This window comes from Streptomyces sp. NPDC031379, from assembly GCF_055569615.1.
In genome coordinates this window covers 13,713-37,514 of sequence record NZ_JBVIIT010000013.1, presented here as the reverse complement: position 1 = coordinate 37,514, position 23,802 = coordinate 13,713, and the positions used below count along the sequence as shown (strand labels likewise).

Here is a 23,802-nt window from a genome sequence, read left to right as displayed (position 1 = left end):
GGCATCCTGCGCCTTCACGTCCGGCCCCGCGTGGACGCATCGGCCCACGTCGCCGGGGCATACGGTGGCGGTATGGACGACAGCAGCGCCCTCGCCCGGCTCGACCGGCGCGTCGCGGACTGCCGGGCCTGTCCTCGCCTGGTCGACTGGCGTGAGGAGGTGGCCCGGACCAAGAGGGCCGCGTTCGCCGACTGGACGTACTGGGGACGGCCGGTGCCCGGCTTCGGACCGGCCGACGCACGGCTGGTGATCATCGGGCTGGCCCCGGCCGCGCACGGCGGTAACCGCACCGGACGGATGTTCACCGGTGACCGCTCCGGGGACGTGCTCTATCAGGCGCTGTACGACGTGGGGCTCGCCTCGCAACCCACCTCCGTCAGCGTCGACGACGGCCTGGAACTGTACGGCGTCCGCGTCACCGCGCCCGTGCACTGCGCCCCGCCCGCCAACAAGCCGACCCCCGGCGAACGTGACACCTGCCGCCCCTGGCTGGTCCAGGAGCTGAAGCTGCTGCGTCCCACGCTGAAGACCGCGGTCGTCCTCGGTGCCTTCGGCTGGCAGGCCGCGCTGCCCGCGCTCGCCGAGGCGGGCTGGACCGTGCCCCGACCCCGTCCGGCCTTCGCCCACGGCACCCGGGTCGCCCTGGACGGCCTCGACCTCTTCGGCTGCTTCCATGTCAGCCAGCGCAACACCTTCACCGGCCGGCTCACCGCCGAGATGCTGCGCGAGGTGCTGCGCACGGCGGCGGACACGGCCGGACTGCCATAGATCGCACCCGCACCCGTACCCGCACCCGTTCCCGCCCCCGCACGCGGCCGGTTTGCCGCAGCCCTGTGCCGCACCGCAGTCGCCTCCAGGCGGCGGACATCACCGCGGCATCCGCAACCGTCCCTCACTCAGTGACCGAGTCGACCGGCAGTCGCGGTCGCCCCTCAGTCCGTGTCCGCCGGGTCCGTTCCGAAGAGGTGTCGTACCGTCGAGCGGTAGTTGGCGCGGACGTGGTCGAGTGCGTGGGCGCGGGCTCGGTCCGGGTCGCCGGAGGCGATCGCCTCGTAGAACTCGCGGTGTTCGGCGAGGAGTTGGGGCCACTCCTCGTTCCGCCGGGTGAGCCAGCGCAGTCGGCCGTCGACCGGCTCCATGACCGAGATCAGCAGGCTGTTGCCGGCCAGGGCGAGGATGCGGTCGTGGAAGCGTGTGTTGATGTCCGTGATCGTCTCGGCGTCGCCCTCCCGCGTCGCCCGGGCCGCCTGGTCGAGCAGGTCGCGCAGCTCCGCGAGCGCCTCGGGCGTCACCCGTGAGGCCGCCAGCCCCGCCGCGTACACCTCCAACGCCTCGCGCAGCTCGAAGAGTTCTTTGACGTCGGTCGGGGTCAGCCGGCGTACGACCGCGCGGCGGGCCGACTCGAACAGGACGAAACCCTCGGCGACCAGCGCACGGATCGCTTCCCGTACCGGCACCCGCGAGACGCCGAACCGCTCGGCCAGCTCCCGCTCGACCAGCCGGTCGCCGGGCCCGAGGCGCCCGGCGATGATGTCCTCCCGCAGACTCGCCAGGACCCGTTCGCGCACCGCGCCCAGGGGTTCGATCTTCGTCATGGGCCCATCTTCGCCGAAGCGAGGGGTCTTTTACGGGGCCGTAATGGCAACGACATCGGTCCGAACGCTTGACGGCGAGACCATGACCGCAGTTTGGTATACCAAACGCGGCTCACTGCGGGCGCGGTGCACCTAGGTGTCGGTCCACCGTCTCGTAGTCCGTCCGAGTTCCTGCGGTATGGCCCCTTCGTCCCCTTGTTCAGGAGGCCCCGTGTCCCTCGCCGACCGTGCCGAAGCCACCGGCGCTCCCGCGTTCGTCCCCGACCCCCGCCTCACCAACGAAGACCTCGCCCCCGCCGAGCAGCGGAACTGGAAGGTCTTCGACCTGTTCGCCCTGTGGATGTCCGACGTCCACAACCTCGGCAACTACACCTTCGCCGCCGGCCTGCTGGTTCTCGGCATGAACGTCTGGCAGGTGTTCACCTCACTGCTCGTCGGCTTCGTGCTGATCTTCGTCGGCATGAACCGGATGGGCCGGATCGGCCAGCGCCACGGAGTGCCCTTCCCCGTTGTCAGCCGCATCAGCTTCGGTGTCTGGGGCGCCAACATCCCGGCGCTGATCCGGGCCGTGATCGCCATCATGTGGTACGGCATCCAGACCTATCTGGCCTCCGTAGCCGTCAACGTCATGCTGCTCGCGGCCTGGCCGGACCTCGAGTCACTGACCAGGCACTCCTTCCTCGGCCTGGACGCGCTCGGCTGGATCTCCTTCGTCTCCCTCTGGCTGATCCAGGCACTGATCATCAGCCAGGGCATGGAATCGGTACGCAAGTTCCAGGACTTCTGCGGTCCCGCGATCTGGCTGGTGATGATCGCGCTGGCGCTCTGGGTCCTGGCCAAGGCCCACTGGAGCATCTCGCTCACCTCCACCCCGCACCCCGTCTCCGTGGGTGAGCAGTGGCGCCAGTGGTTCGGCGCGATCGGCCTCATCCTCGCCACCTACGGCACGCTCATGCTCAACTTCTGCGACTTCTCCCGCTTCGCCCCCGACTACAGGACGGTCCGGCGCGGCAACTTCTGGGGCCTGCCCATCAACTCGACCGCTTTCGTCGTCGTCTCGGTGATCGTCACGGCCGGGTCGCTCGAGGCGTTCGGACAGGCCATCACCGACCCGGCGGAGCTGGTCGCCAAGGTCGGCAACACCTGGGTGCTCGTCGTGGCCGCGTTCACCTTCGCGGTCGCCACCATGGGCGTCAACATCGTCGCCAACTTCGTCTCACCGGCGTACGACCTCGCCAACGTCTGGCCGCAGAAGATCACCTTCAAGGTCGGCGGCATGATCAGCACGGTCGCCGCGCTGGTCGTGACCCCGTGGAACCTCTTCTCCAACCCGACCGTCGTCAACTACTTCCTCGGCGGCCTCGGCGCCTTCCTGGGCCCCTTGTTCGGCGTGATCATGGTCGACTACTACTGGGTCAAGCGCGGCAGGGTCGACGTGCAGGCGCTGTTCGACGCCACGCCCGGCTCCCGCTACCACTACCGCAAGGGCGTCAACCCCCGTGCCCTGTGGGCGTTCCTGCCCTCCGCCGCGGTCGCCGCCGTGCTGGCGCTCGTGAAGAGCTTCAGCGACGTGGCGCCGTACTCCTGGTTCATCGGCACGGCACTCGCCGCCGCCGTGTACGCGATGCTGTGCCGGCGGGAGCGCACGGTGGAGCCGACGGTGGCGGAGGTCTGAGGGACGTGCGGATCGTCGTCACCAACTGCAACACCACGCAGGAGATGACCGAGGAGATCGTCCGAGGGGCCCGGGCCGCCGCGGGCCCGGGCACCACCGTGGCCGGGCTGACCCCCGCCTGGGGCCCCGCGTCCGCCGAGGGCTGGCTCGACAGCTACCTCTCGGCGGCGGCCGTCCTCGACACGCTGCGGACGTACGACGGCCCCGCGTACGACGCCGTCGTGCTCGCCGGCTTCGGCGAGCACGGCCGGGAAGGCGTACGCGAGCTGGTCGACGTCCCGGTCGTGGACATCACCGAGGCGGCCGCCCACCTCGCCTGTCTCCTCGGCCGCCGCTACGGCGTCGTCACCACCCTCGACCGCTCCCGCAGCCAGATCGAGGACAGCCTGGAGACCGCCGGCGTCGCCCGCAACTGCGCCGTCGTCACCGGTACCGGCCTCGGTGTCCTCGACCTCGCCGACGATCCCGCCCGTACGGAGGCGGCGTTCCTGGCCGCGGCCGAGCGGGCCAGGGACGCCGGCGCCGAGGTCCTGGTCCTGGGCTGCGCCGGGATGACGGGCCTGCAGCGGGTGGTGGGGGAGAAGCTCGGCCTTCCGGTGGTCGACGGCGTGGCGGCGGCGGTGAGACTCGCGGAGTCGCTCGTGGCGATGGGCCTGACGACGAGCCGGGCGGGCGGCTACGACAAGCCGCTGCCCAAGGAGAGGAGGTGGGGGCGCGGCGAGGCGTGAGCAGCGCGGAGCGGGCCGCGAGCCGGGCCGGTCGACACCCCTGACGACAGACTCCGGGGCCACCGCGGCGCACCTCCGGCTCCCGCCACGGTCGGCGTCGCCGATGCCTCAGGGCTGCCAGACGTAGCGCACGTCCGGCTCCCGCTCCTCGTTGCCGCTGCCGTCGGTGAACTCGACGGCGGTGAAGCCGTGCCGCTCGTAGAAGCGGTGGGCGGGCGCGTTGACCTGGAAGGTCCACAGGGCCAGCCCGCCCGGGCTGCGCTCCTTGGCCAGCGCGACGAACCGGTCCCCGAGGCCCCGCCCCCGCCACTCGGGGTCCAGATACAACTGGGACAGCAACTGCCCGTCGAGGACCATCAGGCCGACGACGCCGGTCCCGGCCGCCTCCGCCACCCAGGTCTCCCGCAGCGGTACGACGACGTCCCGGATGTAGTCCCGTACGTCGTCGTCGGTGCGCGGCCGGACGACGGTGGGCAGCGCGGCGGCGAACGACCGCAGCCAGACGTCGGCGGCGGCACGGGCGTCGGCCGCCAGGGCGCGCCTGAGGACGACCTCCGTCGTCACCGTGCTCCCTGGTCCGGTACCACGGCCGTCGCCGTGATCTCCACCAACTGCCCGGTGTACCCGAGGCAGGCGACGCCGAGCAGCGTGGAGGAGTGGGGCCCCTTGCTCAGCCCCGAGGCCTCCACGACCTCCCACACCGCGGACAGCACCGAGGGCTCGGCGCTGACGACGTACACCTCCGTCACCAGCACGTGCTCCAGGTCGCTGCCGACGGCCCGCAGTTGTTCCCGCAGATTGGCGATCACCCGCTCGGCCTGCCGCACCGGATCCCCGGGACCGACGATGTCCCCCTTCTCGTCGAGCGGCACGGCCCCGGCGAGGAACGCGAGCTTCGTGCCCGCCTCGACGACGGAGGCGTGGGAGTACGTGGGGGGCGGGAAGAGCCCGGGCGCGGTCACTCGCCGGATCATGGGAGCTGCTCCTACGACGGTCAGCGGACGATCTCCCGATGATCTGTCTCTTCGGCCGCGAACGCATCCGAATTTCGGGGCCGCCCCCAGGCAGCCGGGACGAAGCGGACCGCGCCGGAGCGCTGCCGCCGTGACTGAATTTCAGGAGCGGACCGGGGTGTGGCTGCGGCAGGCTGGGCGCATGCACCAGTCGTCCGACCCGGTCTTCCTCTCCGCCACCGCCGACCGCCTGGCCGCCCTCCCGACCGTCCGGGCGGTGGCCCTGGGCGGTTCCCGGGCCCAGGGCACCCACCGCCCGGACAGCGACTGGGACCTGGCCGTCTACTACCGGGGCCCCTTCGACCCCGGCGATCTGCGCGCCCTCGGCTGGCAGGGCGAGGTGTCCGAGGTCGGCGGCTGGGGCGGCGGCGTCTTCAACGGCGGGGCCTGGCTGACCATCGACGGACGCCGGGTCGACGTGCACTACCGGGACCTGGACGTCGTGGAGCACGAGCTGGCGGAGGCGGAGGAGGGACGGTTCCGGGTGGAGCCGCTGCTGTTCCACCTGGCCGGCATCCCCACCTACCTGATCGTCGCCGAGCTGGCCCTCAACCAGGTCCTCACAGGCACCCTGCCCCGACCGGCGGGCTACCCGGCCGCGCTGCGGGTCACCGCCGCCGAACGCTGGCACGACACCGCCCGCGCCACCCTGGCCTACGCCGAGTCCGCCCACGCTCCCCACGGTCGCCTCACGGAGACCGTAGGCGCCATCGCCACCGCCACCGCCCAGACCGCGCACGCCGTACTCGCGGCGCGCGGAGAATGGGTGACGAACGAGAAACGACTGCTGGAGCGGGCCGGGCTGCGGGCAGTCGACGCAGTCCTCGCAGCATTGCCCGCCGGGGCGACAGCCGCTGACCTGACACAGGCGATCACCCGGACCCGGGCGATCTGCGACAGCGCCGGCCCCTGAGGGAACGGGGTTCGGACGCTCGCCGGACTCCGGGGTGCGACCGGTGCGCGCGGCGGGCAGCCCGCGAGGTCCGGGCATTGCGTTCATAAAGAAACCCCCCTCCCCGGCACCTTTCACCTCCCCGAAACGTGATCGTCCCGTTTGCTCGGGGAACGCGGCTTACCGTGGAAAGAGATCCCATGGCACCCCGTGGGAACACCGCCCGGCCACCGTCGTCCGAAGGCCCACCCCGCCCTCGAATGAACAGGAGCCCCGTGTCCCGGCCCGCCGCACCTCCCTGGCTCGCCCACGCCCTCCGTGCCCAGCGCGGTCCCGTTCCCTGGAGCGCGATGACCCGGGGTGCGCTCGCCGCAGGGCCCCTGCTGCTCGCCGGTGTGCTCGGCGGACTGACGCCCGCCGGGGTGATCGCCGCCATCGCCGCGATGCTCGCCGGGATCAACGACCGGCCCGGCAGCCGGCGCGCCTGCGTCAAACGGCTCGGGCTGCCCGCGCTGGCCGGCGCCCTCGGGCTGCTCGTGGGCACCTGCGCCGGACAGGGGATGACCGCCGTACCGCTGACCCTGGTGCTCACCGCGCTGGGGCTGGTCGCCGGAGGCCTCAGTGCCGTCGGACCGGTCGCCTCCGCCGCCGGGACGCAACTGCTCGTCGCCGCCGCCGTCGGCGCCGGGATGCCGGCGGCCGAGAGCGGCTGGCAGCGCGCCCTCGCCTTCCTCGCCGGCGCCGGCTGGCTGATCCTGCTGCGGCTCGCCCTGCCCACGCCCGGTTCGCTCCCCGGGGACTTCCGGTTCGACGGGGAGCGGGAGGCGGTCGCCGATGTGTACGACGCGATCGCCACGCTCCTCGACGCCGTGGGCGGTGAGCACGCCACCGCCCGGCGGGCCGCGCTCACCGCCGCCCTCGACCATGCCCAGGACGCGCTGGCCGGGCCCCGGCTGCGCCGGTACGCCAGTTCCGCCGCCGAGCGCCGGCTGCACGCCCAGTACGCGGCCGCGCTGCCCCTCGCCGAGGCCGCCACCGCCCTGTACTGGACGGGGAAGCCCGTCGCGGCGCGGGCGGCGGAAGGGCCACGGCGGCTCGCCGCCGCCGTCCGCGGCAACACCGGCACCGGCCCGCTGCCCGCCCCACACCGCTCCGCGCCCGCGCTCCGCGCCCTCGACGACGCCCTGCTGCGCGCCGCAGAGGCCTTCGACCGGGCCGAGGGCACCCAGCGGCGGCTGGTCGCCCGGCGCCGCAGCGTCCAGGACGTGGTTCGGGCCGCGTTCGGGACCGGCGGACGCGAGTACGGGCTGCGGGTCGCCCTCTGCTTCGGTGGCAGCGCGGCCATCGCCCAGGCCCTGCACCACACCCGCTGGTACGGCCAGCACCAGCACTGGTACTGGCTGCCCGCCACCGCCGTCTTCCTGGTCAAACCCGACCTCGGGCCGCTCGCCTCCCGTGTGCTGTGCCGGGCGGCCGGAACCGTGCTGGGCGCCCTGGTCTTCGCCGGCCTCGCCGCGCTGCTGCCCCGGCCGGCCGGGCTGATCGCACTGGTCGCGGTGTGCGGGGCGCTCGTCCCCGTCGCCACCCGGCACTTCGCCGCCCTGACCGCCGCCGTCACGGTCCTCGTGCTCGCGCTGGTCATGGTCGGCGGGGAGCCGCAGGCCTCCGTCAGCCGGATCGGCGAGACGCTGCTGGCCTGCGCACTCGTGCTGGTCGTCGGGCATCTGCCGATGCCGGGGCAGCGCGGCGGCGGGGTACGGGCCCGGCTCGCCGCGGCCGGGGACGCCGCGCACGCCTATCTGCTGCACGTCCTCGGCGAGTCCGGTGACCGTGCCGAGCGGTGGGCGCTGCGCCGGGAGGCCTACCGCACCCTCTCCGAGGCCCGTACCGCCATCGCGCTCGCCGCCGCCGAGTTGCCCCCGCTCGCCCGGCACAGCGAGGGCACGGACACCGTCGCGGACGCCCTGGAACGGCTGGTGGACACGACCACGGCCTGCGCCGTCCACCTCGACGACACCGGACGGCTCACCGCCCGGCACGTCCGACGACTGGAGGAGGCACTGGGGAAGCTGGAGCTGCAAGGAGAGCGGGTGCCGCTTCCCGCGGCGGCATGACCACACGCCCGGAGCCCGGGGCAAGGGGCCGGAGCCCGGAGCAAGGAGCAAGGGGAAGGAGCCAGGAGCAAGGAATCCGGAGTTCCCGTGCGGGTCGGGCGCCCGCCGTCCCGGTCGGGTCCGCGGGCGCCTCCAGGCCGCAGGCCTCCCGCGCGATTCGGCTCCCCCGCGGTACGACCGGACCGTACGTTGGGCGCATGACTGCCGCTGGGACCCTGAGCACCTCTCCCGCCGACCTCGTCGTCACCGGCTGCACGGTCCTCGTCCACGACGCGCAGGAGCGGATCGGATTCCGCGCGGACGCGGCGATCGTCGTGCGTGACCGCGTGATCGAGGCGGTGACCACGTCGGCCGCCGTCGCGGGCCTGGCCGCCGTGGAGCGGATCGAGGCACGCGGGCAGGTCGCGATGCCGGGGCTGATCAACTGCCACACCCACGCGCCGATGGTGGCACTGCGGGGCCTGGCCGAGGACCTGCCGACCGAGGAGTGGTTCAACGACGTCGTCTGGCCCGTGGAGTCCAACCTCGGCGGGAAGGACGTGGAGTCGGGGGCGCGGCTCGCCTGCGCCGAGATGATCAGGGGCGGAGTGACCTGCTTCGCCGACCACTACTTCCACATGGACACGGTCGCCGCCGTCGTCGCCGAGTGCGGGCTGCGCGCCCACCTCGGCGAGGCCTACTTCTCCTCGCAGGGCCCGCGAGGGCGGGAGACGTCGCTGGAGTTCGCGCTCCGGCACCGCGGCTCCGCCGACGGCCGCATCACCACCGCGCTCGCCCCGCACGCCCCCTACACCGTCACCGACGCCGACCTCGCCGCCACCGCCGCAGTCGCCCGCGACCACGGCCTGCCCGTCCACATCCACGCCGCCGAGAACCGCGACCAGACCGACACCAGCCTCGCCCGGCACGGCCTCACCCCCATCGAGGTCCTGGACCGCGCCGGGCTCCTCGACACCGACCTGCTCATCGCCCACGGCACCGGCATCACCGAACGGGACCTGCCGCTGCTGGCCCGCACCGGCGGCCGCACGGCCGTGGCCACCGCACCGCGCGGTTACCTCAAGTTCGCCTGGCCCGACACCACTCCGATCCGGTCCCTGCGCGAGGCCGGCGTCCCCGTCGGCCTCGCCACGGACGGCGCGGCATCCAACAACTCCCTCGACGTATGGGAGTCGATGGCACTGACCTCCCTGATCCAGAAGTCCACGCAGCGCGACCCACGCTGGCTGACCTCCCGTCAGGCCCTGCACCACGCCACGCTGCAGAGCGCCCGCGCCGTCGGCCTCGGCGAGAGCGTCGGCAGCCTCGCCCCCGGCCGCCGCGCCGACATCATCCTGGTCGACCTCAGCGGCCCGCACACCCAGCCCGTCCACGACCTCGCCGCCACCCTCGTGCACAGCGCCCGGTCCGCCGACGTCCGCACCACCATCGTGGACGGCCGCGTACTGATGCGGGAACGGGAACTCCTCACCGTCGACGTACCCTCCGTCGTACAGGAGTTGGAGCGGCGGATGCCCGCGCTGACCGACCGGGGCCATGGGCGGCGCATCCAGGAGTACGACACCTGAGCCGGACTAGGCTGCCTGCCATGGATCCCGCGGACGGCCTTCTCGACCACCCCTACGACGTCTACCGGCGCCTGCGCGACACCGCACCCGTGCACCGCGTCACCGGACCCGACGGCACCCCGGCCTGGCTGGTGACGCGGTACGACGACGTCCGGGCCGCCCTCGCCGACCCACGGCTCTCCCTGGACAAACGGCGCGGCACGGCCGGCACGTACAAGGGTCTCTCCCTGCCGACCGCGCTCGACGCCAACCTCCTCAACATGGACCCGCCCGACCACACCCGCATCCGGCGCCTGGTCGGCCGCGCCTTCACCCCGCGCCGCGTCGAGCAACTCCGCGAGCCGATCCGGCGTACCGCCGACCGGCTCCTCGACGCCCTCGGCCCGCACGGCAGCACCGATCTCGTCGCCTCCTACGCGGCCCCGCTGCCGATCACCGTCATCTGCGACCTGCTCGGCATCCCGCAGGGGGACCGGCTGGACTTCCGGGAGTGGACCGACAGCCTCACGGCCCCCGACCCGGCCCGCCCCCATGCCACCAAGGAGGCGATGGCCGCCATGCAGGACTTCCTCGCCCGACTGCTCGCGACCAAGCGCCGGGCGCCCGCCGACGACCTGCTCTCCGCCCTCATCGCCGTACGCGACGAGGGCGACCGGCTCGGCGAGGACGAGCTGATGTCCCTGTCCTTCCTCATCCTCTTCGCCGGGTACGAGAACACGGTCCAGCTCATCGGCAACGCCGTGCTCGCCCTCCTCCGGCACCCGGACCAGCTCGCCGCCCTGCGCCAGGACCCGGAACGGCTCCCCGCCGCCGTCGAGGAGTTCGCCCGCTACGAAGGGCCCATGCTGCTGGCCATGCGCCGGTTCCCGGTCGAGGACGTGACGATCGCCGGGGTGACCATCCCGGCCGGCGAGACGGTCTGGGTGTCGCTCTCCGCCGCCAACCGCGACCCTGCCCGCTTCCCCGCCCCCGACCGGCTCGACCTCTCCCGGGACGCCGTCGGCCAACTCGCGCTCGGCCACGGCATCCATTACTGCCTGGGCGCCCCACTGGCTCGCGCCGAGACGGAGATCGCCCTGGCGGCCCTGCTCGAGAGGTTCCCGAACATCGCCTTGGGAACGGGCGAGTTGCGGTGGCGGACGTCGCTGCGCGCCCGGGGACTGGTGGCACTGCCGGTGACGTACTGACGGTCCGCTCGAGAGGACCGGGAAGTGTAGGGAGGCGCAGCCGGGAAGCACCGGAAAAGGCGCAGTCGGGAAGTGCAGGGAGGCGCAGCCGGGGAGTGCCGGAAAGGCGCAGCCGGACAGTGGCGGGAGACTCCGCGGGAAAGTGGCGGAAAAAAATTCCCGTGCGCAGCGATGAGTTCCGTATCCGAGGACGGTCACCACCTCTGACCGACCGTCGGACAGGAGGTCTCATGTCGCTTCCGGAGATCGTCTCGCGCGAGCAGTGGCGCGCGGCTCGCGAGGAGTTGCTGCGCAAGGAGGAGGCGGTCAGACGGGCGCGCGAGGTGCTGGGCGCCGAGCGGCGCAGGCTGCCCATGGTCGAGGTCGACCCGGAGTACGTCTTCGAGGGCGGCGACGGCAAGGTCACCCTCCTCGACCTCTTCGAGGGGCGGGCCCAGCTCGTCGTCCACCACTTCATGTTCGCGCCGGAGTGGGAGGCCGGCTGCCCCTGCTGCGCGGCCTTCCTGGACCAGGTCGGCCATCTCTCCCACCTGCGCGCCCGGAACACCTCGTTCGCGGCCGTGTCCCGGGCGCCGTTCACCCGCATCCTGCCGTTCAAGGCGCGGATGGGCTGGGCGGTGCCCTGGTACTCCTCGGGGCACGGCGACTTCAACCCCGACTTCGAGGCCACCGTCGCGGCCGACGGGGCACTGGTCGAACGGCCGGGCCTGAGCTGCTTCCTGCGCGACCGCGACCGGATCTTCCACACCTACTCGGTGTACGACGACGGGCTGGACGGACTCGGCACCGTCGCCGGCCTCCTCGACCTGACCGCGCTCGGCCGCACCCCCGCGGGCAGCGACCACCTCCGCCTTCACGACGAGTACGAATACTGACACGGAGGGTGCGGTTCGTGTCACGACGTGAACGGATCCTCACCGTCCGCGCCGAACGGGTGTCGAGAATGTCTCAGTACCGTCACCGAGCGAGGCTTTTCCCTTCTCCGAAGCGTTAACTCCTACAAGTACGACGCTTCTGGAGGTGCGAGATGGTGAACGGGCGAACGGTGCTCGAACGCTTTCCCGCCGGTGGTCCACGCGGATCCTGGCCCGCGGAGGAATTCGCGCACGCGCGGCGTCAGGAGGGCCTGCCCGCGGAGGTCGTCATGGACCTCGCGACGGACACGTTCCTCGTGATCGTGCGCGGGGGCGACGCCGTCGAATGAGGCGGCCGACGCCGACGAGCCGCGGCAGGACCGTGCCGCCGGGCTCGTTCAGGCCGGTTTCGGTGCCGGGATCTTCGCCGTGAACTGCCGCGCCTGGAGCGCGTACAGCTCGGCGTAGACACCGCCCCTCGCCAGCAGCTCATCCGGGGTGCCGGACTCCACCAGCCGCCCGTGCTCCAGCACATGCACCAGGTCGGCGTGCCGGACCGAGGCCAGCCGGTGGGTGATCAGGACGACCGTCTGCCCGCTGCCGGCCAGCGCCCGGATCTTCTCGAACACCTCCAGCTCGGCCCGCGCGTCCAGCGCAGCGGTCGGCTCGTCCACGATCAGGATGTGCCCGCGCCGGTACGCGGCCCGGGCGATGCCGAGCCGCTGCCACTGGCCGCCGGACAACTCGTGCCCACCGCTGAAGTTGCGGGCCAGCAGTGTGTCCAGGCCGCGCGGCAGGTCCGCGACCACCTCCTCGGCCCCCGCGTCGGCGATCGACGACGCCAGCCGCTCCTCGGTCATCGGCGCGGCGGAGCGGCCGACCGCCACGTTCACCCGGGCGGTGAACGGCCATCTCTTGAAGTCCTGCGCCACCATCGCGATGCGCTCGGCGAGCCGCCGACGGTCGGCCCGCCCGGCGTCGACCCCGTCCCACAGGATCCGGCCCTGGTCCGGCGTGTACAGGCCCGCGAGCAGCTTGACCAGCGTCGTCTTGCCCGAGCCGTTCTCGCCGACGAGCGCGATGATCCGGCCCAGGGGAATCGTGAGGGTGACGTCGTCCAGGGCGGGCCGGGGCGCGTCACCCGGATAGCTGAACGTGACGTTCTCGAACCGGATCTCCTTCGGGTTCTCCGGAAGGGCCTCCCCGCCCGCCGGGATGGCCCGGGCGGCCGCCTCGACGTACAGCCGTTCCAGATCGCCCACGAACAGGGCCTCCTCGTGCAACTGGTTGATCTGCAGCACCAGCGTGTCCAGGCTCGCCGCGCCCGTACGGATCGCGAGGACCGCCGTACCGGCGACGGACAGGGCCATCGCGCCGGCCAGCAGCAGCGCGCCCAGCGTGGCGTACGTCGCGAGCGTGGCGAGGCCCGTCCAGGCCGCCGCGATCAGGCCGGTCCGGGCGGCCAGCCGGGACAGCCGGGCCTGTTCCGCCTCCGCCGTCTCCGACATGGCCCGGAAGTGCCGCAGCAGGAACGGGCCCATCCCGTGCACCCGGATCTCCGGCGCGGCGCCCGGCTCGGTGAGCAGACTGCTGAGCAGCTGACCGGCACGGGCGTGCTGCACCCAGGTGTGGAACGACTCGTAGTGGCGCCGGGCGTTGGTCAGGGCGCTCCAGGCGCTGGGCAGGGTCATGGTGACCAGCAGTGGGAGCAGCGCCGGGTGCAGCACGGTCAGCACACCCGCCGCCGCGACCAGCGAGATCATGGCGCTGATCACCTGGGTGCCGTACCCGATCATGCGCCGGGCGGACCGGGCGCCGTACTGCGCCGTGTCGAGCAGCTTGTGGAAGGCATGGTCCTCGATCGCGGCCAGTTCCACGTTCGCCGCGCGCTCCAGATACAGCTCGGTCGCCACCCGTTCCACCTTGGGCTCCAGCCGCCCGGTGGCGTAGACGGAGGCGGCCCGCAGCAGGGCGCCCACCAGCATCACGGCGGCCACGACGACCAGGGCGGGCGCGGCCGCGCGCAGCCGGTGGGCGATGTCCGGGCCGGTGAGCAGCTTGCCGAGCGCGCTGTTCACGGCCAGCAGGCTCACCGCCTGGGCGGCGCCCCGGCCCATTTCGGCGGCCAGCACGATCCATGCGGCCCGCGGGTCGGCCTGCCGGGCCAGCCGGAGGCTGGACACCAGCATGCCGGGCAGCCGGACCACCATCGCGCGGAAGTTCAGCTGCAGAAAGGCGTCCGCATGCTTGTTCCAGCCCATGTCGTACCGCAGTGGCCCCCCGAACAGCAGCCGCTCCGACTCCGACACCGTGGGCTCGGCCGCCGCCCGCCTCTTGCTCACCCTGACCTCCCGGATCGCGACGGAACGGCCACTATCGCGGGCACGCCCCGTGTCTGGGCAGGGCGCGAGAGGACGTCATGGGGGGCGCGGAGGGGGCGCGGGTCGTGAGGGGGTCGGGACGGCCGGTGGAGTGCGCCGGACGCGGGGAGCGTGCGGTGCGGTCGTGCGGTCGTGCGGCGTGCGGTGCGGTTGTGCGGCGTGTAGTGCGGCGTGCGGTGCGGTCGTGCCGGGGACGCTGCACGGCTGGGGCAGGCGCCCGGCCCTTACGCCGATACGGCCCTCGACCAGTCCGGGCTCGTCCCCGTCACCCGGCACAGGGACAGATACAGCGGGATCGGCGGGGTGTACGGGACCGTGCCCTCGGGGCGGTGGATGAGCCGGGCGGTACCGGTGACCAGGGCGCCGGAGGCGTATTGGGCGGGGGACGGCCAGCGCAGGGCGTAGTCCGAGTCCGCCGGAACGATCCACCACCAGTGGGTTCCGTCGGCGTACACACACCCCAGCCGGGGCAGCCGCGGTACGACGAGGGGGCCGAGGCGGTCGGGCACGGCCACGGCGTCATAGCCGAGCGGGGCCGTCATCCCGTCCGGCATCGGCAGCCGGCGGGCCGTGTCCGGAGCCGGCCGGCGACGCTGCAGACGCACCAGGGTGTCCAGCCCGATCGGCCCCTCGGGCCGGGCGGACCGTCCCGGCGCGGAACCGGCCGCCTCGTACCGCAAGGAGCCGGTGGCGCCGTGCCGGTCGGAACCGGTCCGGCCGTACCGGTCGAAGCCGCCGGTGCCGGTCACGGCCGTTCCCCGGCACGCCGCTGCCCCGGGGCCCGGTGCTGGGGCTGGGCCGGGGTGTGCTGCAGGGGCCGGGCCGCGGGGCGGTGCCGGTGCTGCTCCGGAGAGCGGCGGTGGGCCTCGGCCGGGTCGTCGCCGCCGGAATCGTCCGGGCGGCCCGGCTTGGGGCGGGCACCCCAGCCCAGGTCGTTGCGCGGCTCACCGCTGCCGTGGGCCGCGTCGGCCTGATGGGCCAGCTCGGCCCAGACCAGCAGCCCGGAGCCGTGTTCCTGCGCACCCCAGGCCTGGCACAGGGCGTCGACGAGAAGCAATCCCCTCCCGTGCTCCTCATCGGGCCGCTGCGGGGACGGGTGGGGTTCTCCGGGGGCACAGCCCTCGTCGCGTACGGCTATGCGCACCGTGTCGTCGTGGTCGTGCAGCTCGCACACGACGCGACTGCTCGCGGTGTGCACGATCGCGTTGGTGACCAGCTCGGATATGACCAGGGCCGCGCTGTCGCAGGTGTCCGCGCACACCGCCCAGCCGGTCAGCCGGGCATGCGCCAGGCGTCTCGCCTGGGCGACGGAACCCGGATGTGCGGCCAGCTCGAAGCGGAACCGGCGCTGGGCAGCGACCCCCGGAGGGGTTGCTCCCGTGGCGGCACCGAGACCGGAACGGTCTGCGGCGGCGTCTGTTCCTAAGGGCGCGGACGGAATCACGCTTGCCACTATCTCCCCGCCGTGAACACTTGGCAAGTGTCACTCTGAAAATTGCAGAGTGCTGTGTGACTCGGTCAGAGGCCGTGGCACACTGCTCGCAACAGCACGTCGCGCGGCGCCAATTGGGGTCATCGGAGATCCGACCCGATCTTCGAATGAGTCTTCGAATGGCGCCGCAGGGCTGTCAGGGAACTTTCGGTGGAGCTTTCGGTGGAGGTGGAGCGTGAGCGAACCGCGGTCCGCGCCGACCGTGGGCCAGGTCGTCCTCGGCCGACGCCTGTTGGACCTGCGGGAACGCGCCGGACTCAAGCGCGAGGAGGCCGCCCGCGTCCTCCGCGTCGCCCCCGCCACCGTCCGCCGCATGGAGATGGCCGAGGTCGCCCTCAAAATCCCCTACCTGCAACTGTTGCTGAAGGCCTACGGCGTACCCGACGAGGAGGCCGAGGTCTTCGTCCAGCTGGCCGAGGAGGCCAACAGGCCCGGCTGGTGGCAGCGGTTCCACGACATCCTGCCGGGCTGGTTCTCGATGTACGTCAGCCTGGAGGGCGCGGCCCACCTCATCCGCTCCTACGAGCCGCACTTCGTCCCCGGCCTGCTGCAGACCGAGGACTACGCGCGCGGGGTGCTCAAGTCCGGTGCCGTCGGACAGACGAGCCCGGACGAGATCGAGCGCCATGTGGCGCTGCGCATGCAACGCCAGGAACTGCTCACCCGTCCCGACGCCCCCCGTTTCTGGACGGTGATGGACGAGACCGCCCTGCGCCGCCCGGTCGGCGGCCCGGAGGTGATGCGCGCGCAGATCGACAAGTTGCTCGAGGCCACGAAGCTGCCCCATGTGACGCTCCAGGTCGCCCCGTTCGCCAACGGGCCGCACCCGGGGACGTACGGGCCCTTCGTGCTGTTCCGATTTGCCATGTCAGAACTGCCGGACATGGTCTACAGCGAGTACCTGACCGGCGCCGTCTACCTGGACGCGCGCGCCGAGGTGGCGACCCACCTGGAGGTCATGGACCGCATGGCGGCGCAGGCCGCTACGGCACAACGCACGAAGGAGATCCTCCGGGATCTCCGCAAGGAGCTGTGAATGGATCGCATCACGCCGCGCGGACACGTCTACAACGGCATGCCCGCGCGGGAGTTGGGCAGCGAGGGGTGGCACAAGCCCTGGAGCGGCGGCAACGGCGGCAACTGCCTGGAGGCGATGAAGCTGGCCGACGGCCGGATCGCCGTACGCCAGTCGACCGACCCGGACGGACCGGCGCTGATCTACACCACGGACGAGATGACCGCGTTCATAGAAGGCGCCAAGGCGGGGGAGGCCGACTTCCTGCTGTCCTGAACCCTGCCGAAGGTGCGGCGGTGCCGATCCGGCGGTTTTGTATCTTGCTCAACTCCCTAATTGTGACAGTGACTTGATCATCCGATGTGTCCGACACCCACGGAGGCCCCGCACGACACGACAGGAACACGACACGACAGAAACACGACACGACAGGAACCTGGCGGCCGCTGATACGGAGCGCCGGCACGCAAGCGGTAGGCGCGTCCGGCGCATCGCCGTCACTCCGGCGGCAGCACCCCGCACAGCGCCTCCAGCGCCGCCTCATAGGCGTGCTCGGCGGCGGCCGCGTATCCCACCACCAGACCCTCACCCGCCGTCGTGGGCGACTGCGGATGTCGGAACGCGGCCAGGCCGTCGAGGGCGACGCCCTGCCACACGGCGGCCTTCACCGTGGACCGCTCGGTGCCGGGCGGCAGCCGCAGCACCACGTGCAGACCGGCCGCGATCCCCGTCACCTCGACGTGCGGCGCGTGCGCGGCGAGCACGGTGACGAGCCGGTCACGGCGCCGCCGGTAGCACTGCCGCATACGCCGCACATGACGGTCGTACGACCCCGAGACCACGAAGTCCGCGAGTGCGAGCTGGTCCGGCACGCTCGCCCATGCCTCCCGCTCGCCCTTCGCCGCGAGCACGGGACCGACATACCGCTGCGGCAGGACCATCCAGCCCAGCCGCAGCGCCGGTGACAGGCTCTTGCTGACCGAGCCGATGTGGATCACCCGCTCCGGATCGAGGCCCTGGAGCGCGCCGACGGGCCGGCGGTCGTACCGGAACTCGCCGTCGTAGTCGTCCTCCAGCACCACCGCACCCCGAGCGCGGGCCCAGTCGATCACGGCGGCGCGGCGCTCCGGGTGCAGCGGGCCACCGGTCGGGAACTGGTGCGCCGGTGTGAGCAGCACGGCCCGCTCCTTGCCGAGCGCCTCCACCCGCGCGCCGTGCTCGTCCAGCGGCAGCGGCACCGTCCGCACACCGGCCCTAGCGAGCAGCCCCCGGTGGAAGTCCAGCCCGTACGCCTCCACACCCAGCGGGCCGCGCAGCACCCCGCCCGCACCCTCGCCGAACAGCAGCCGCAGCGCGTGCGCGAACCCCGAGCAGACGACGATCCGGTCCGGCTCGGTACGCACTCCACGCGCGCGTGCCAGGTATTCCGTCAGCGCCTCCCGCAACTCCCGGCGCCCGGCCGGGTCCCCCGGCCCGAACGCCTCGCTCGGCGCCGCCTGCAGCGCCCGCCGGTACGAGGCCGACCAGGCCGCACGCGGGAACGCCGACGCATCCGGCGCACCCTGCCGCAGATCGTGCCGCGGCCCACGCGCGCGGGGAGGTACCTTCACCGGCGTCCGTACGGCGTGATGCTGCGGCTCGGCCCTCCCGCGCTGCCCGAGAGGTGCGTGAGGCACCCCCACCGCGACCCGCGTCCCCGAACCCTGCCGAGCGGCCAGCCAGCCCTCCGCCACCAGTTCCGCGTACGCGTCGGCCACCGTGTTGCGAGCCAGGCCCAGGTCGGCCGCGAGCGACCGGTACGGCGGCAGCCGGGTGCCCGGAGCGAGGCGTCCGCTGCGCACGGCCTCCCGCAGCGCCCGGATCAGCGCCGCCCGCCGTCCGCCCGGCCCCGACAGCTCCAGGTGCAGATCGGCCCCGATCCGCTCCGCCGAATTGACCCACGATTCCGCCATGGAAATGCACCCTACAGCCGGTCTTTCCGCACCCTAGATTGAAGACATGACGACGAACACCACCGCAACTCGCCCGGCCCACCCGACCTTTGACACCGCCTCCGGGGTCGCCGGGGCCGAGGCAGCCCGCACCCGCCTGGACTTCGCGAAGGCCGCTCCGAAGGTCTTCCGTGCCCTCGTCGGCTTCGACGCCGCCGCCCGTGCGGGCCTCGACCCCGCGCTGGTCGAGCTGATCCAGATCCGAGCCTCGCACCTCAACCACTGCGCCTACTGCCTGCACATGCACACCAATGACGCCCGCAAGGCCGGTGAGAGCGAGGACCGGCTCCACATGGTCGCCGTCTGGCGGGAGGCCCGCCACTTCTTCACACCGAAGGAGCAGGCGGCCCTCGCACTCACCGAGGCGGTGACCCTGGTCGCCGACGCGGGCGTCCCCGACGCCGTCTACGCCGAGGCCGCCGCCCACTTCGAGGAGGAGGAACTGGCCCACGTCCTCTCTCTGATCCTCACCATCAACACCTGGAACCGGGTGGCCCTGGCGACGGCCAAGGTGGCGGGGACGGACGAGAGGCGCGGCTGACTTCGCGCCCCCGGACGCGGTGGCCCCGCCGCCTCGACCTCCAGAGGTGGTGGCGCCGCCGCCTCGACCTCTAGAGGTGGTGGCCCCGCCGCAGCGGCGATTGATCACGGCGGCCATCGATCACGACCGCCATCGATCACGACGGCGTTCGACCATGACAACCGCGGCCACCACCGGCGCCGCTCTCACACCCTCATCGGCCGATCCCTCGGAGAGACCGGCGCCGGCAGCCGTGAACCTCCCGTGAGATAACGGTCGACGGCCGCGGCCACCGCCCGACCCTCCGCGATCGCCCACACGATGAGCGACTGCCCGCGCGCCGCGTCCCCGGCGGCGAACACACCGGGAACGTTGGTCGCGAAGCCGTCGTCCCGGGCGATCGTGCCGCGCGGCTGGAGCGCCAGCCCCAACTGCTCGATCAGCCCGTCCTCCGGGTCGGGCCCGGAGAATCCGAGCGCGAGGAGCACGAGGTCGGCGGGAAGCATCCGCTCGGTACCCGGCACCGGCTGCCGCCGCGCGTCGACCTCCACGAGGCCCAGCGACCGTACGTGTCCGGCGTCGTCCCCGGTGAAGTGGAGCGTGGACGCCGCGAACAGCCGCGCGTCCGCGTCCGCCGCCGGCGCCGTACGCAGGTCCCGCGCCTCCTCGTGCGCGGCCGACAAGCGGTAGATCTTCGGGTACGTCGGCCACGGCTCGGTGTCCTCGTCGCGCTCGGCGTCCGGCTGTGCGTAGATGTCCAGCTGGCTCACGGACGCGGCCTCCTCGCGCACCGCCGTCCCCAGACAGTCCGCCCCGGTGTCCCCGCCGCCGACGATCACCACGTGCTTGCCGGCCGCGGACAGCGGCGAGACCTCCAAGTCCCCCTCACGCACCCGATTGGCCAGCGGCAGATACTCCATCGCCTGGTGTATCCCGTCCAACTCCCTACCCGGTACCGGAAGTTCCCGCCACGCCGTCGCTCCCGTGGCGATCACCACCGCGTCGTACCGCGCCCGCACCTCCGCCGCCGCGAGATCCCGCCCGACCGCCGTCGACGGACGGAACTTCGTCCCCTCCGCCCGCATCTGCGCGATCCGCCGCTCCAGATGCCGCTTCTCCATCTTGAACTCGGGGATGCCGTACCGCATGAGCCCGCCGATCCGGTCGTCCTTCTCGAACACGGCGACCGTGTGCCCGGCCCGGGTCAGCTGCTGTGCCGCCGCCAGCCCGGTGGGCCCGGAACCGATGACGGCGACCGTCTTGCCCGACAGCCGTTCGGGAGGCCGCGGGGAGGTGAATCCCTCCTCCCACGCCCGGTCGGCGATCGCGCACTCGACGTTCTTGATGGTGACGGCGGGCTGGTTGATCGCCAGCACGCACCCCGCCTCGCACGGCGCCGGGCACAGCCTCCCGGTGAACTCGGGGAAGTTGTTGGTGGCGTGCAGCCGGTCGCTCGCGGCCCGCCAGTCCTCCCGCGAGACCAGGTCGTTCCATTCGGGGATGAGATTGCCCAGCGGACAGGCGTCGTGGCAGAACGGGACGCCGCAGTCCATGCAGCGGTCGGCCTGCTTGCTGATGATGGGCAGCAGCGCGCCCGGGACATACACCTCGTCCCAGTCCCGGACCCGCTCCTCGACGGGCCGCCGCGGCCACTCCTGGCGCGGCGTGGTCATGAACCCCTTGGGATCGGCCATGGTCGTCTTCCTCGCGTACGGGTACCGGAGGCACCGGGTGTACGACGGGCCGTGCGTCATCGGCGGCACTCTTTCGGCCACGATACGTCCACGCCGACAGCCGCGCAGAGTGGCGGACAGCGCTTGCTGCCGGGTCGGGTTCCGGGGGAGGGGAGGGGCGGGGCAGGGACGGGGCAGCGGCGCCGGGGGCACCGGGGGCGGGCGCCGGGGGCACCGGCGGCACCGGTGGCACCGGAGGGCCTTGGCCGAGAAGGGATCAGGTAGGCGCCGACGTGAGGATCACGTAAGCGCCAGCACGTAGACGAGGGCGGCCGCCGCGGAGGCGACGGTGCGGACGTGGTTCCAGAACGTCCACTCGCGCACATACTCCGGCCAGTACACGGCTGCCTCCGGGGCACCCGCGGTCAGCCGGGCCAGCCTGTCGTTGCGGGGCACATTGGCGACCAGTGTCAGCCCGAACGAGCCGAACAGGTACAGCGCGCTGCCCAGCAGCAGCTCCACCTTCCCGTCGGCCGGCCACACCACGAACGCCACCACCGCGATCAGTGCGCTCAGCACCGCCGAACCGGTGAACACCGCCATGAAAGCGGGCCGCACCGCGGCCACGTTGATCGCGTTCATCGCCGCGACGCCCTGCGCGGGCGGCAACGCGGCCAGACCCCGCATCACGAAGGTCGAGAACCCGCAGAACACCCCGGCCACCAGTCCGGTCCCCAGGGTTCCCAGCACGACCAGTACGAAGAACGGCCCGTCGATCATCTCCACGCCCTCTTCTCGTTCCTCCCGGGCCGGGGCCCGGCCTCGACCTCGCCTCCAGTCAACGCCCGGTACGGGCGACCGACCATGGCCGAGGGACGCGGCGACATACGCGAGCGTCCAGGGGGAGCGTTTCCCCGGCGTCCTCCCTGTCCTTCTTCTCCCCCCGCCCCCGCCCCGCCCCACCTCCTCCCCGCCCCTTCCCCTCCCCCTCCGCGCCTCCCCCCGTCAGCCCACGTCCTCCCTGGCCCCCTGCCACGCCCGCAGCACGCTCTCCACGGCCGGGGCGATACGGCGCCGTGCCTCGTACCGCGACACCCCGCTCATCAGCAGCTGGTCGTACGGCGTGTCCACATGCCGTACGGCCGCCACGACCGCCGAGATCACCGCACCTTCGGACAGCGCCCGGCCGGCCGGGCTGCGCCCGACCCGCCCGCTGCCCCGCACGGACGCGTGCGCGGCGATGGACCGGGCCCGCTCGGCCGGGCAGCCGGGAAGCAGCCGGAGGATCTCCGCGGCGAAGGCGGCCGCGAACCGCTCGTCCTCCACCGCCCGGCGCCGTGCGTCCCGCGCTCGCCGCCGGCGCCGGGCCTCGGCGTCAGCGAGGCAGCGTTCCTCGGCCCGGGCCAGCGCCGCTTCCTCCACGAGGACGCCCTGCCGTTCGTAGCGGCTCTTGCGCCGGTTGAACCGGACGACCACCACCGACAGCGTGCTCTCCTCCCGCGACCTGCGGGTCAGCGCCGTGTCGCCACGCGGCAGGAACACCAGGTGTCCGAGGTCGGCGCAGTCCAGGCAGCGCGGCGCCCCGTCCTCCAGCACGAGCAACGACAGCGGACCGCGCCGGCAACCGGCACACCGCTTGTGCTTCAGAGGCTGGATGGCGACAAGCCGACTGGGGGAGTGGGGAGTTGAGGGAAGTGCCATACGCGGTACTTTCCCCGTCCCGGCCCGTGGCTCCCCTGTCCGGCCGACGCCGGGGCGCCTCGTCCGGCCGGAAGGTGAGCACCGACCCCCGCGTGCGGCGTCGCACCGGTGTCTCTGTCTCGTCCACCACCGTCACCGCGATGCCGGCGTACGACAACCACGTCCGGGAGCCGGCGGCCTCGCCGCGCCGCCGCCGTCTCCGGCCGCCGCCCCCTCTCGCGGCGGCCGGCGGCACCGGTCGCTCGGCGCACCCGGCATCATGGGCCCTGTGCGACTCGAAGCGATCACCTGGGACCGGCTCGCCGAACTGCTCGCCGACCGGCTGACCGGCCTGGAGCCGGCCGACGGGGGCGCCTGGCCGCGCGTCGGCCTCGACGGTGCGCCGGCCGCCCGCCCCGGAGACCTGGCCGAGCGGGTCGGCGAGGCGCTGCGCGTGCGTGGCCGGCCTTCGCTCGTGGTCGGCGCCGAGGGTTTTCTGCGCCCTGCCTCCCTGCGCCTGGAACACGGGCGGCGGGACGCGGAGTCGTACTACAGCGGATGGTTCGACACCGGAGCCCTGTGGCGCGAGGTCTTCGGCCCGCTCGACCCCGGAGGCAGCGGGCGGGTCCTGCCCGACCTGTGGGACCCGGTCACCGACCGGGCCACCCGCAGCCCATACGTCCCACTCCCGCCCGGCGGGATCCTGTTGCTCCATGGCCCCCTCCTGTTGCGTCACTGGTTCCCGTTCGACCTGACCGTGCACGTCCTCCTCTCTCCGGGTGCGCTGCGCCGCCGGACCCCCGAGGCCGACCACTGGACGCTCGCCGCCTTCGAGCGCTACGAGTCCGAGACGGACCCCGCCGGGACGGCGGATGTCCTGGTGCGTGCCGACGACCCACGCCATCCCGCCTGGGGCGGCTGACCCGGAAAGCCGGTCAGGAGATCCAGCAAACCTCTTTACATGCACGTGCATGTAACTAGAGTGGTGTCATGACGACTTCGCCCCGCCCTTCCGTCACCTTCGACGACGCCCTCCGCGCTCTGCTGGACGGCAAGAACTTCGCCGGCGTCGCCACACTCGGCCCCGACGGCGCCCCACAGAACTCCGTGGTCTGGATCAAACGCGAGGGCGACACCGTGCTCTTCTCATCCGTGGACCACCGTCAGAAGGTGCGCAACCTCCGCCGTGACCCCCGCGTCAGCCTCTCCGTCTTCGACCTGGCGAACCCCTACCACTCGGCCGAGATCCGGGGTGTCGCCGAGATCCTGCCCGACGAGAACAAGCGGCTGCCGTACGAGCTGTCGCACAAGTACCTCGGCATCGACCCGCCGGCCGAGAAGGAGGACGAGGTCCGGGTGATCATCAGGATCGTCCCGCAGAAGGTCGTGTCCTTCTCGGCATGACCGCCGGCGCAGGTGGCGAG

At 72.7% G+C, this 23,802-nt stretch carries 24 protein-coding genes; 14 read left to right on the top strand and 10 right to left on the bottom strand.

All coding sequences use genetic code 11. The annotated features are described in order from the left end of the window. Positions 1-72: 72 nt before the first annotated feature. Positions 73-768 (top strand): uracil-DNA glycosylase, encoded by a 696-nt coding sequence (locus ACZ5CW_RS19935; RefSeq protein WP_468603048.1) that lies wholly within the window; start codon positions 73-75, stop codon positions 766-768. 164 nt (positions 769-932) lie between these two features. Here ACZ5CW_RS19935 and ACZ5CW_RS19930 read toward each other — a convergent pair whose 3' ends face one another. Beyond that, positions 933-1,595 carry a GntR family transcriptional regulator gene (locus tag ACZ5CW_RS19930; RefSeq protein WP_468603046.1) on the bottom strand — a complete coding sequence of 221 codons (663 nt, stop codon included), beginning with the start codon at positions 1,593-1,595 and terminating at the stop codon, positions 933-935. Positions 1,596-1,806: 211 nt separating this feature from the next. On the opposite strand from ACZ5CW_RS19930, the gene ACZ5CW_RS19925 reads away from it, so the two are divergent. Then, on the top strand, positions 1,807-3,270 hold the full coding sequence (locus ACZ5CW_RS19925) for an NCS1 family nucleobase:cation symporter-1 (protein ID WP_468603044.1): 1,464 nt from the start codon (positions 1,807-1,809) through the stop codon (positions 3,268-3,270). A 5-nt stretch (positions 3,271-3,275) separates the two neighbouring features. Then, positions 3,276-3,998, top strand: a complete 723-nt coding sequence (locus ACZ5CW_RS19920) for an aspartate/glutamate racemase family protein (RefSeq protein WP_468603042.1) — start codon at positions 3,276-3,278, stop codon at positions 3,996-3,998. 108 nt (positions 3,999-4,106) lie between these two features. On the opposite strand, the gene ACZ5CW_RS19915 is transcribed toward ACZ5CW_RS19920, so the two are convergent. Both ACZ5CW_RS19915 and ACZ5CW_RS19910 read right to left on the bottom strand, forming a co-directional pair. After that, on the bottom strand, positions 4,107-4,562 hold the full coding sequence (locus ACZ5CW_RS19915) for a GNAT family N-acetyltransferase (RefSeq protein WP_468603040.1): 456 nt from the start codon (positions 4,560-4,562) through the stop codon (positions 4,107-4,109). Beyond that, positions 4,559-4,972, bottom strand: a complete 414-nt coding sequence (locus tag ACZ5CW_RS19910; protein WP_468603038.1) for a RidA family protein — start codon at positions 4,970-4,972, stop codon at positions 4,559-4,561. Before ACZ5CW_RS19910 ends, ACZ5CW_RS19915 begins: the two co-directional genes overlap by 4 nt. A gap of 181 nt (positions 4,973-5,153) precedes the next feature. Here ACZ5CW_RS19910 and ACZ5CW_RS19905 point away from each other — a divergent pair, with 181 nt between their 5' ends. The 6 genes from ACZ5CW_RS19905 to ACZ5CW_RS19880 all read left to right on the top strand — a co-directional run bounded on the left by ACZ5CW_RS19905 (position 5,154) and on the right by ACZ5CW_RS19880 (position 11,976). Further along, the gene (locus ACZ5CW_RS19905; RefSeq protein ID WP_468603036.1) at positions 5,154-5,924 is read left to right on the top strand and encodes a nucleotidyltransferase domain-containing protein; all 771 of its coding nucleotides are present in this window, start codon (positions 5,154-5,156) and stop codon (positions 5,922-5,924) included. Between the two features lie 239 nt (positions 5,925-6,163). Further along, positions 6,164-8,017 (top strand): FUSC family protein, encoded by a 1,854-nt coding sequence (locus ACZ5CW_RS19900; RefSeq protein ID WP_468603034.1) that lies wholly within the window; start codon positions 6,164-6,166, stop codon positions 8,015-8,017. Between the two features lie 197 nt (positions 8,018-8,214). Beyond that, entirely contained in the window at positions 8,215-9,585 is a 1,371-nt protein-coding gene (locus tag ACZ5CW_RS19895; protein WP_468603032.1) for an amidohydrolase, read from the top strand. A 20-nt stretch (positions 9,586-9,605) separates the two neighbouring features. Continuing rightward, entirely contained in the window at positions 9,606-10,772 is a 1,167-nt protein-coding gene (locus ACZ5CW_RS19890) for a cytochrome P450 family protein (protein ID WP_468603030.1), read from the top strand. A gap of 230 nt (positions 10,773-11,002) precedes the next feature. Further along, complete coding sequence (locus ACZ5CW_RS19885) at positions 11,003-11,647, top strand: DUF899 domain-containing protein (protein WP_468603028.1); 645 nt, start codon at positions 11,003-11,005, stop codon at positions 11,645-11,647. A gap of 152 nt (positions 11,648-11,799) precedes the next feature. Further along, entirely contained in the window at positions 11,800-11,976 is a 177-nt protein-coding gene (locus tag ACZ5CW_RS19880) for a hypothetical protein (protein WP_468603026.1), read from the top strand. A gap of 48 nt (positions 11,977-12,024) precedes the next feature. Here the strand turns inward: ACZ5CW_RS19880 and ACZ5CW_RS19875 are convergent, their stop codons facing one another. The 3 genes from ACZ5CW_RS19875 to ACZ5CW_RS19865 all read right to left on the bottom strand — a co-directional run bounded on the left by ACZ5CW_RS19875 (position 12,025) and on the right by ACZ5CW_RS19865 (position 15,460). Continuing rightward, positions 12,025-13,968 (bottom strand): ABC transporter ATP-binding protein, encoded by a 1,944-nt coding sequence (locus tag ACZ5CW_RS19875; RefSeq protein WP_468603024.1) that lies wholly within the window; start codon positions 13,966-13,968, stop codon positions 12,025-12,027. Positions 13,969-14,231: 263 nt separating this feature from the next. Beyond that, positions 14,232-14,630, bottom strand: a complete 399-nt coding sequence (locus ACZ5CW_RS19870) for a hypothetical protein (RefSeq protein ID WP_468603399.1) — start codon at positions 14,628-14,630, stop codon at positions 14,232-14,234. Positions 14,631-14,752: 122 nt separating this feature from the next. After that, positions 14,753-15,460 carry an ATP-binding protein gene (locus tag ACZ5CW_RS19865; protein ID WP_468603022.1) on the bottom strand — a complete coding sequence of 236 codons (708 nt, stop codon included), beginning with the start codon at positions 15,458-15,460 and terminating at the stop codon, positions 14,753-14,755. 214 nt (positions 15,461-15,674) lie between these two features. On the opposite strand from ACZ5CW_RS19865, the gene ACZ5CW_RS19860 reads away from it, so the two are divergent. Beyond that, positions 15,675-16,535 (top strand): helix-turn-helix domain-containing protein, encoded by an 861-nt coding sequence (locus ACZ5CW_RS19860; RefSeq protein ID WP_468603020.1) that lies wholly within the window; start codon positions 15,675-15,677, stop codon positions 16,533-16,535. Beyond that, positions 16,536-16,790: a DUF397 domain-containing protein gene (locus tag ACZ5CW_RS19855; protein ID WP_071375516.1), complete on the top strand. Its 255-nt coding sequence runs from the start codon at positions 16,536-16,538 to the stop codon at positions 16,788-16,790. A 221-nt stretch (positions 16,791-17,011) separates the two neighbouring features. On the opposite strand, the gene pdxR is transcribed toward ACZ5CW_RS19855, so the two are convergent. Then, positions 17,012-18,466: a MocR-like pyridoxine biosynthesis transcription factor PdxR gene (gene pdxR / locus ACZ5CW_RS19850; protein ID WP_468603017.1), complete on the bottom strand. Its 1,455-nt coding sequence runs from the start codon at positions 18,464-18,466 to the stop codon at positions 17,012-17,014. Positions 18,467-18,512: 46 nt separating this feature from the next. Here pdxR and ACZ5CW_RS19845 point away from each other — a divergent pair, with 46 nt between their 5' ends. Continuing rightward, positions 18,513-19,046 carry a carboxymuconolactone decarboxylase family protein gene (locus ACZ5CW_RS19845; RefSeq protein ID WP_468603015.1) on the top strand — a complete coding sequence of 178 codons (534 nt, stop codon included), beginning with the start codon at positions 18,513-18,515 and terminating at the stop codon, positions 19,044-19,046. Between the two features lie 185 nt (positions 19,047-19,231). Here the strand turns inward: ACZ5CW_RS19845 and ACZ5CW_RS19840 are convergent, their stop codons facing one another. From ACZ5CW_RS19840 to ACZ5CW_RS19830, 3 genes are all read right to left on the bottom strand, one after another. Beyond that, a complete protein-coding gene (locus tag ACZ5CW_RS19840; protein WP_468603013.1) occupies positions 19,232-20,719 on the bottom strand; it encodes a glutamate synthase subunit beta in 1,488 nt (495 codons plus the stop codon). A gap of 279 nt (positions 20,720-20,998) precedes the next feature. After that, the gene (locus ACZ5CW_RS19835; RefSeq protein WP_468603397.1) at positions 20,999-21,478 is read right to left on the bottom strand and encodes an anthrone oxygenase family protein; all 480 of its coding nucleotides are present in this window, start codon (positions 21,476-21,478) and stop codon (positions 20,999-21,001) included. Between the two features lie 225 nt (positions 21,479-21,703). Further along, positions 21,704-22,399, bottom strand: a complete 696-nt coding sequence (locus ACZ5CW_RS19830) for a DUF2293 domain-containing protein (RefSeq protein ID WP_468603011.1) — start codon at positions 22,397-22,399, stop codon at positions 21,704-21,706. A gap of 268 nt (positions 22,400-22,667) precedes the next feature. Here ACZ5CW_RS19830 and ACZ5CW_RS19825 point away from each other — a divergent pair, with 268 nt between their 5' ends. Further along, positions 22,668-23,300, top strand: a complete 633-nt coding sequence (locus ACZ5CW_RS19825; protein ID WP_468603009.1) for a nucleoside/nucleotide kinase family protein — start codon at positions 22,668-22,670, stop codon at positions 23,298-23,300. A 68-nt stretch (positions 23,301-23,368) separates the two neighbouring features. Beyond that, a complete protein-coding gene (locus ACZ5CW_RS19820; protein ID WP_468603007.1) occupies positions 23,369-23,782 on the top strand; it encodes a PPOX class F420-dependent oxidoreductase in 414 nt (137 codons plus the stop codon). The last annotated feature ends 20 nt before the right edge of the window (positions 23,783-23,802 follow it).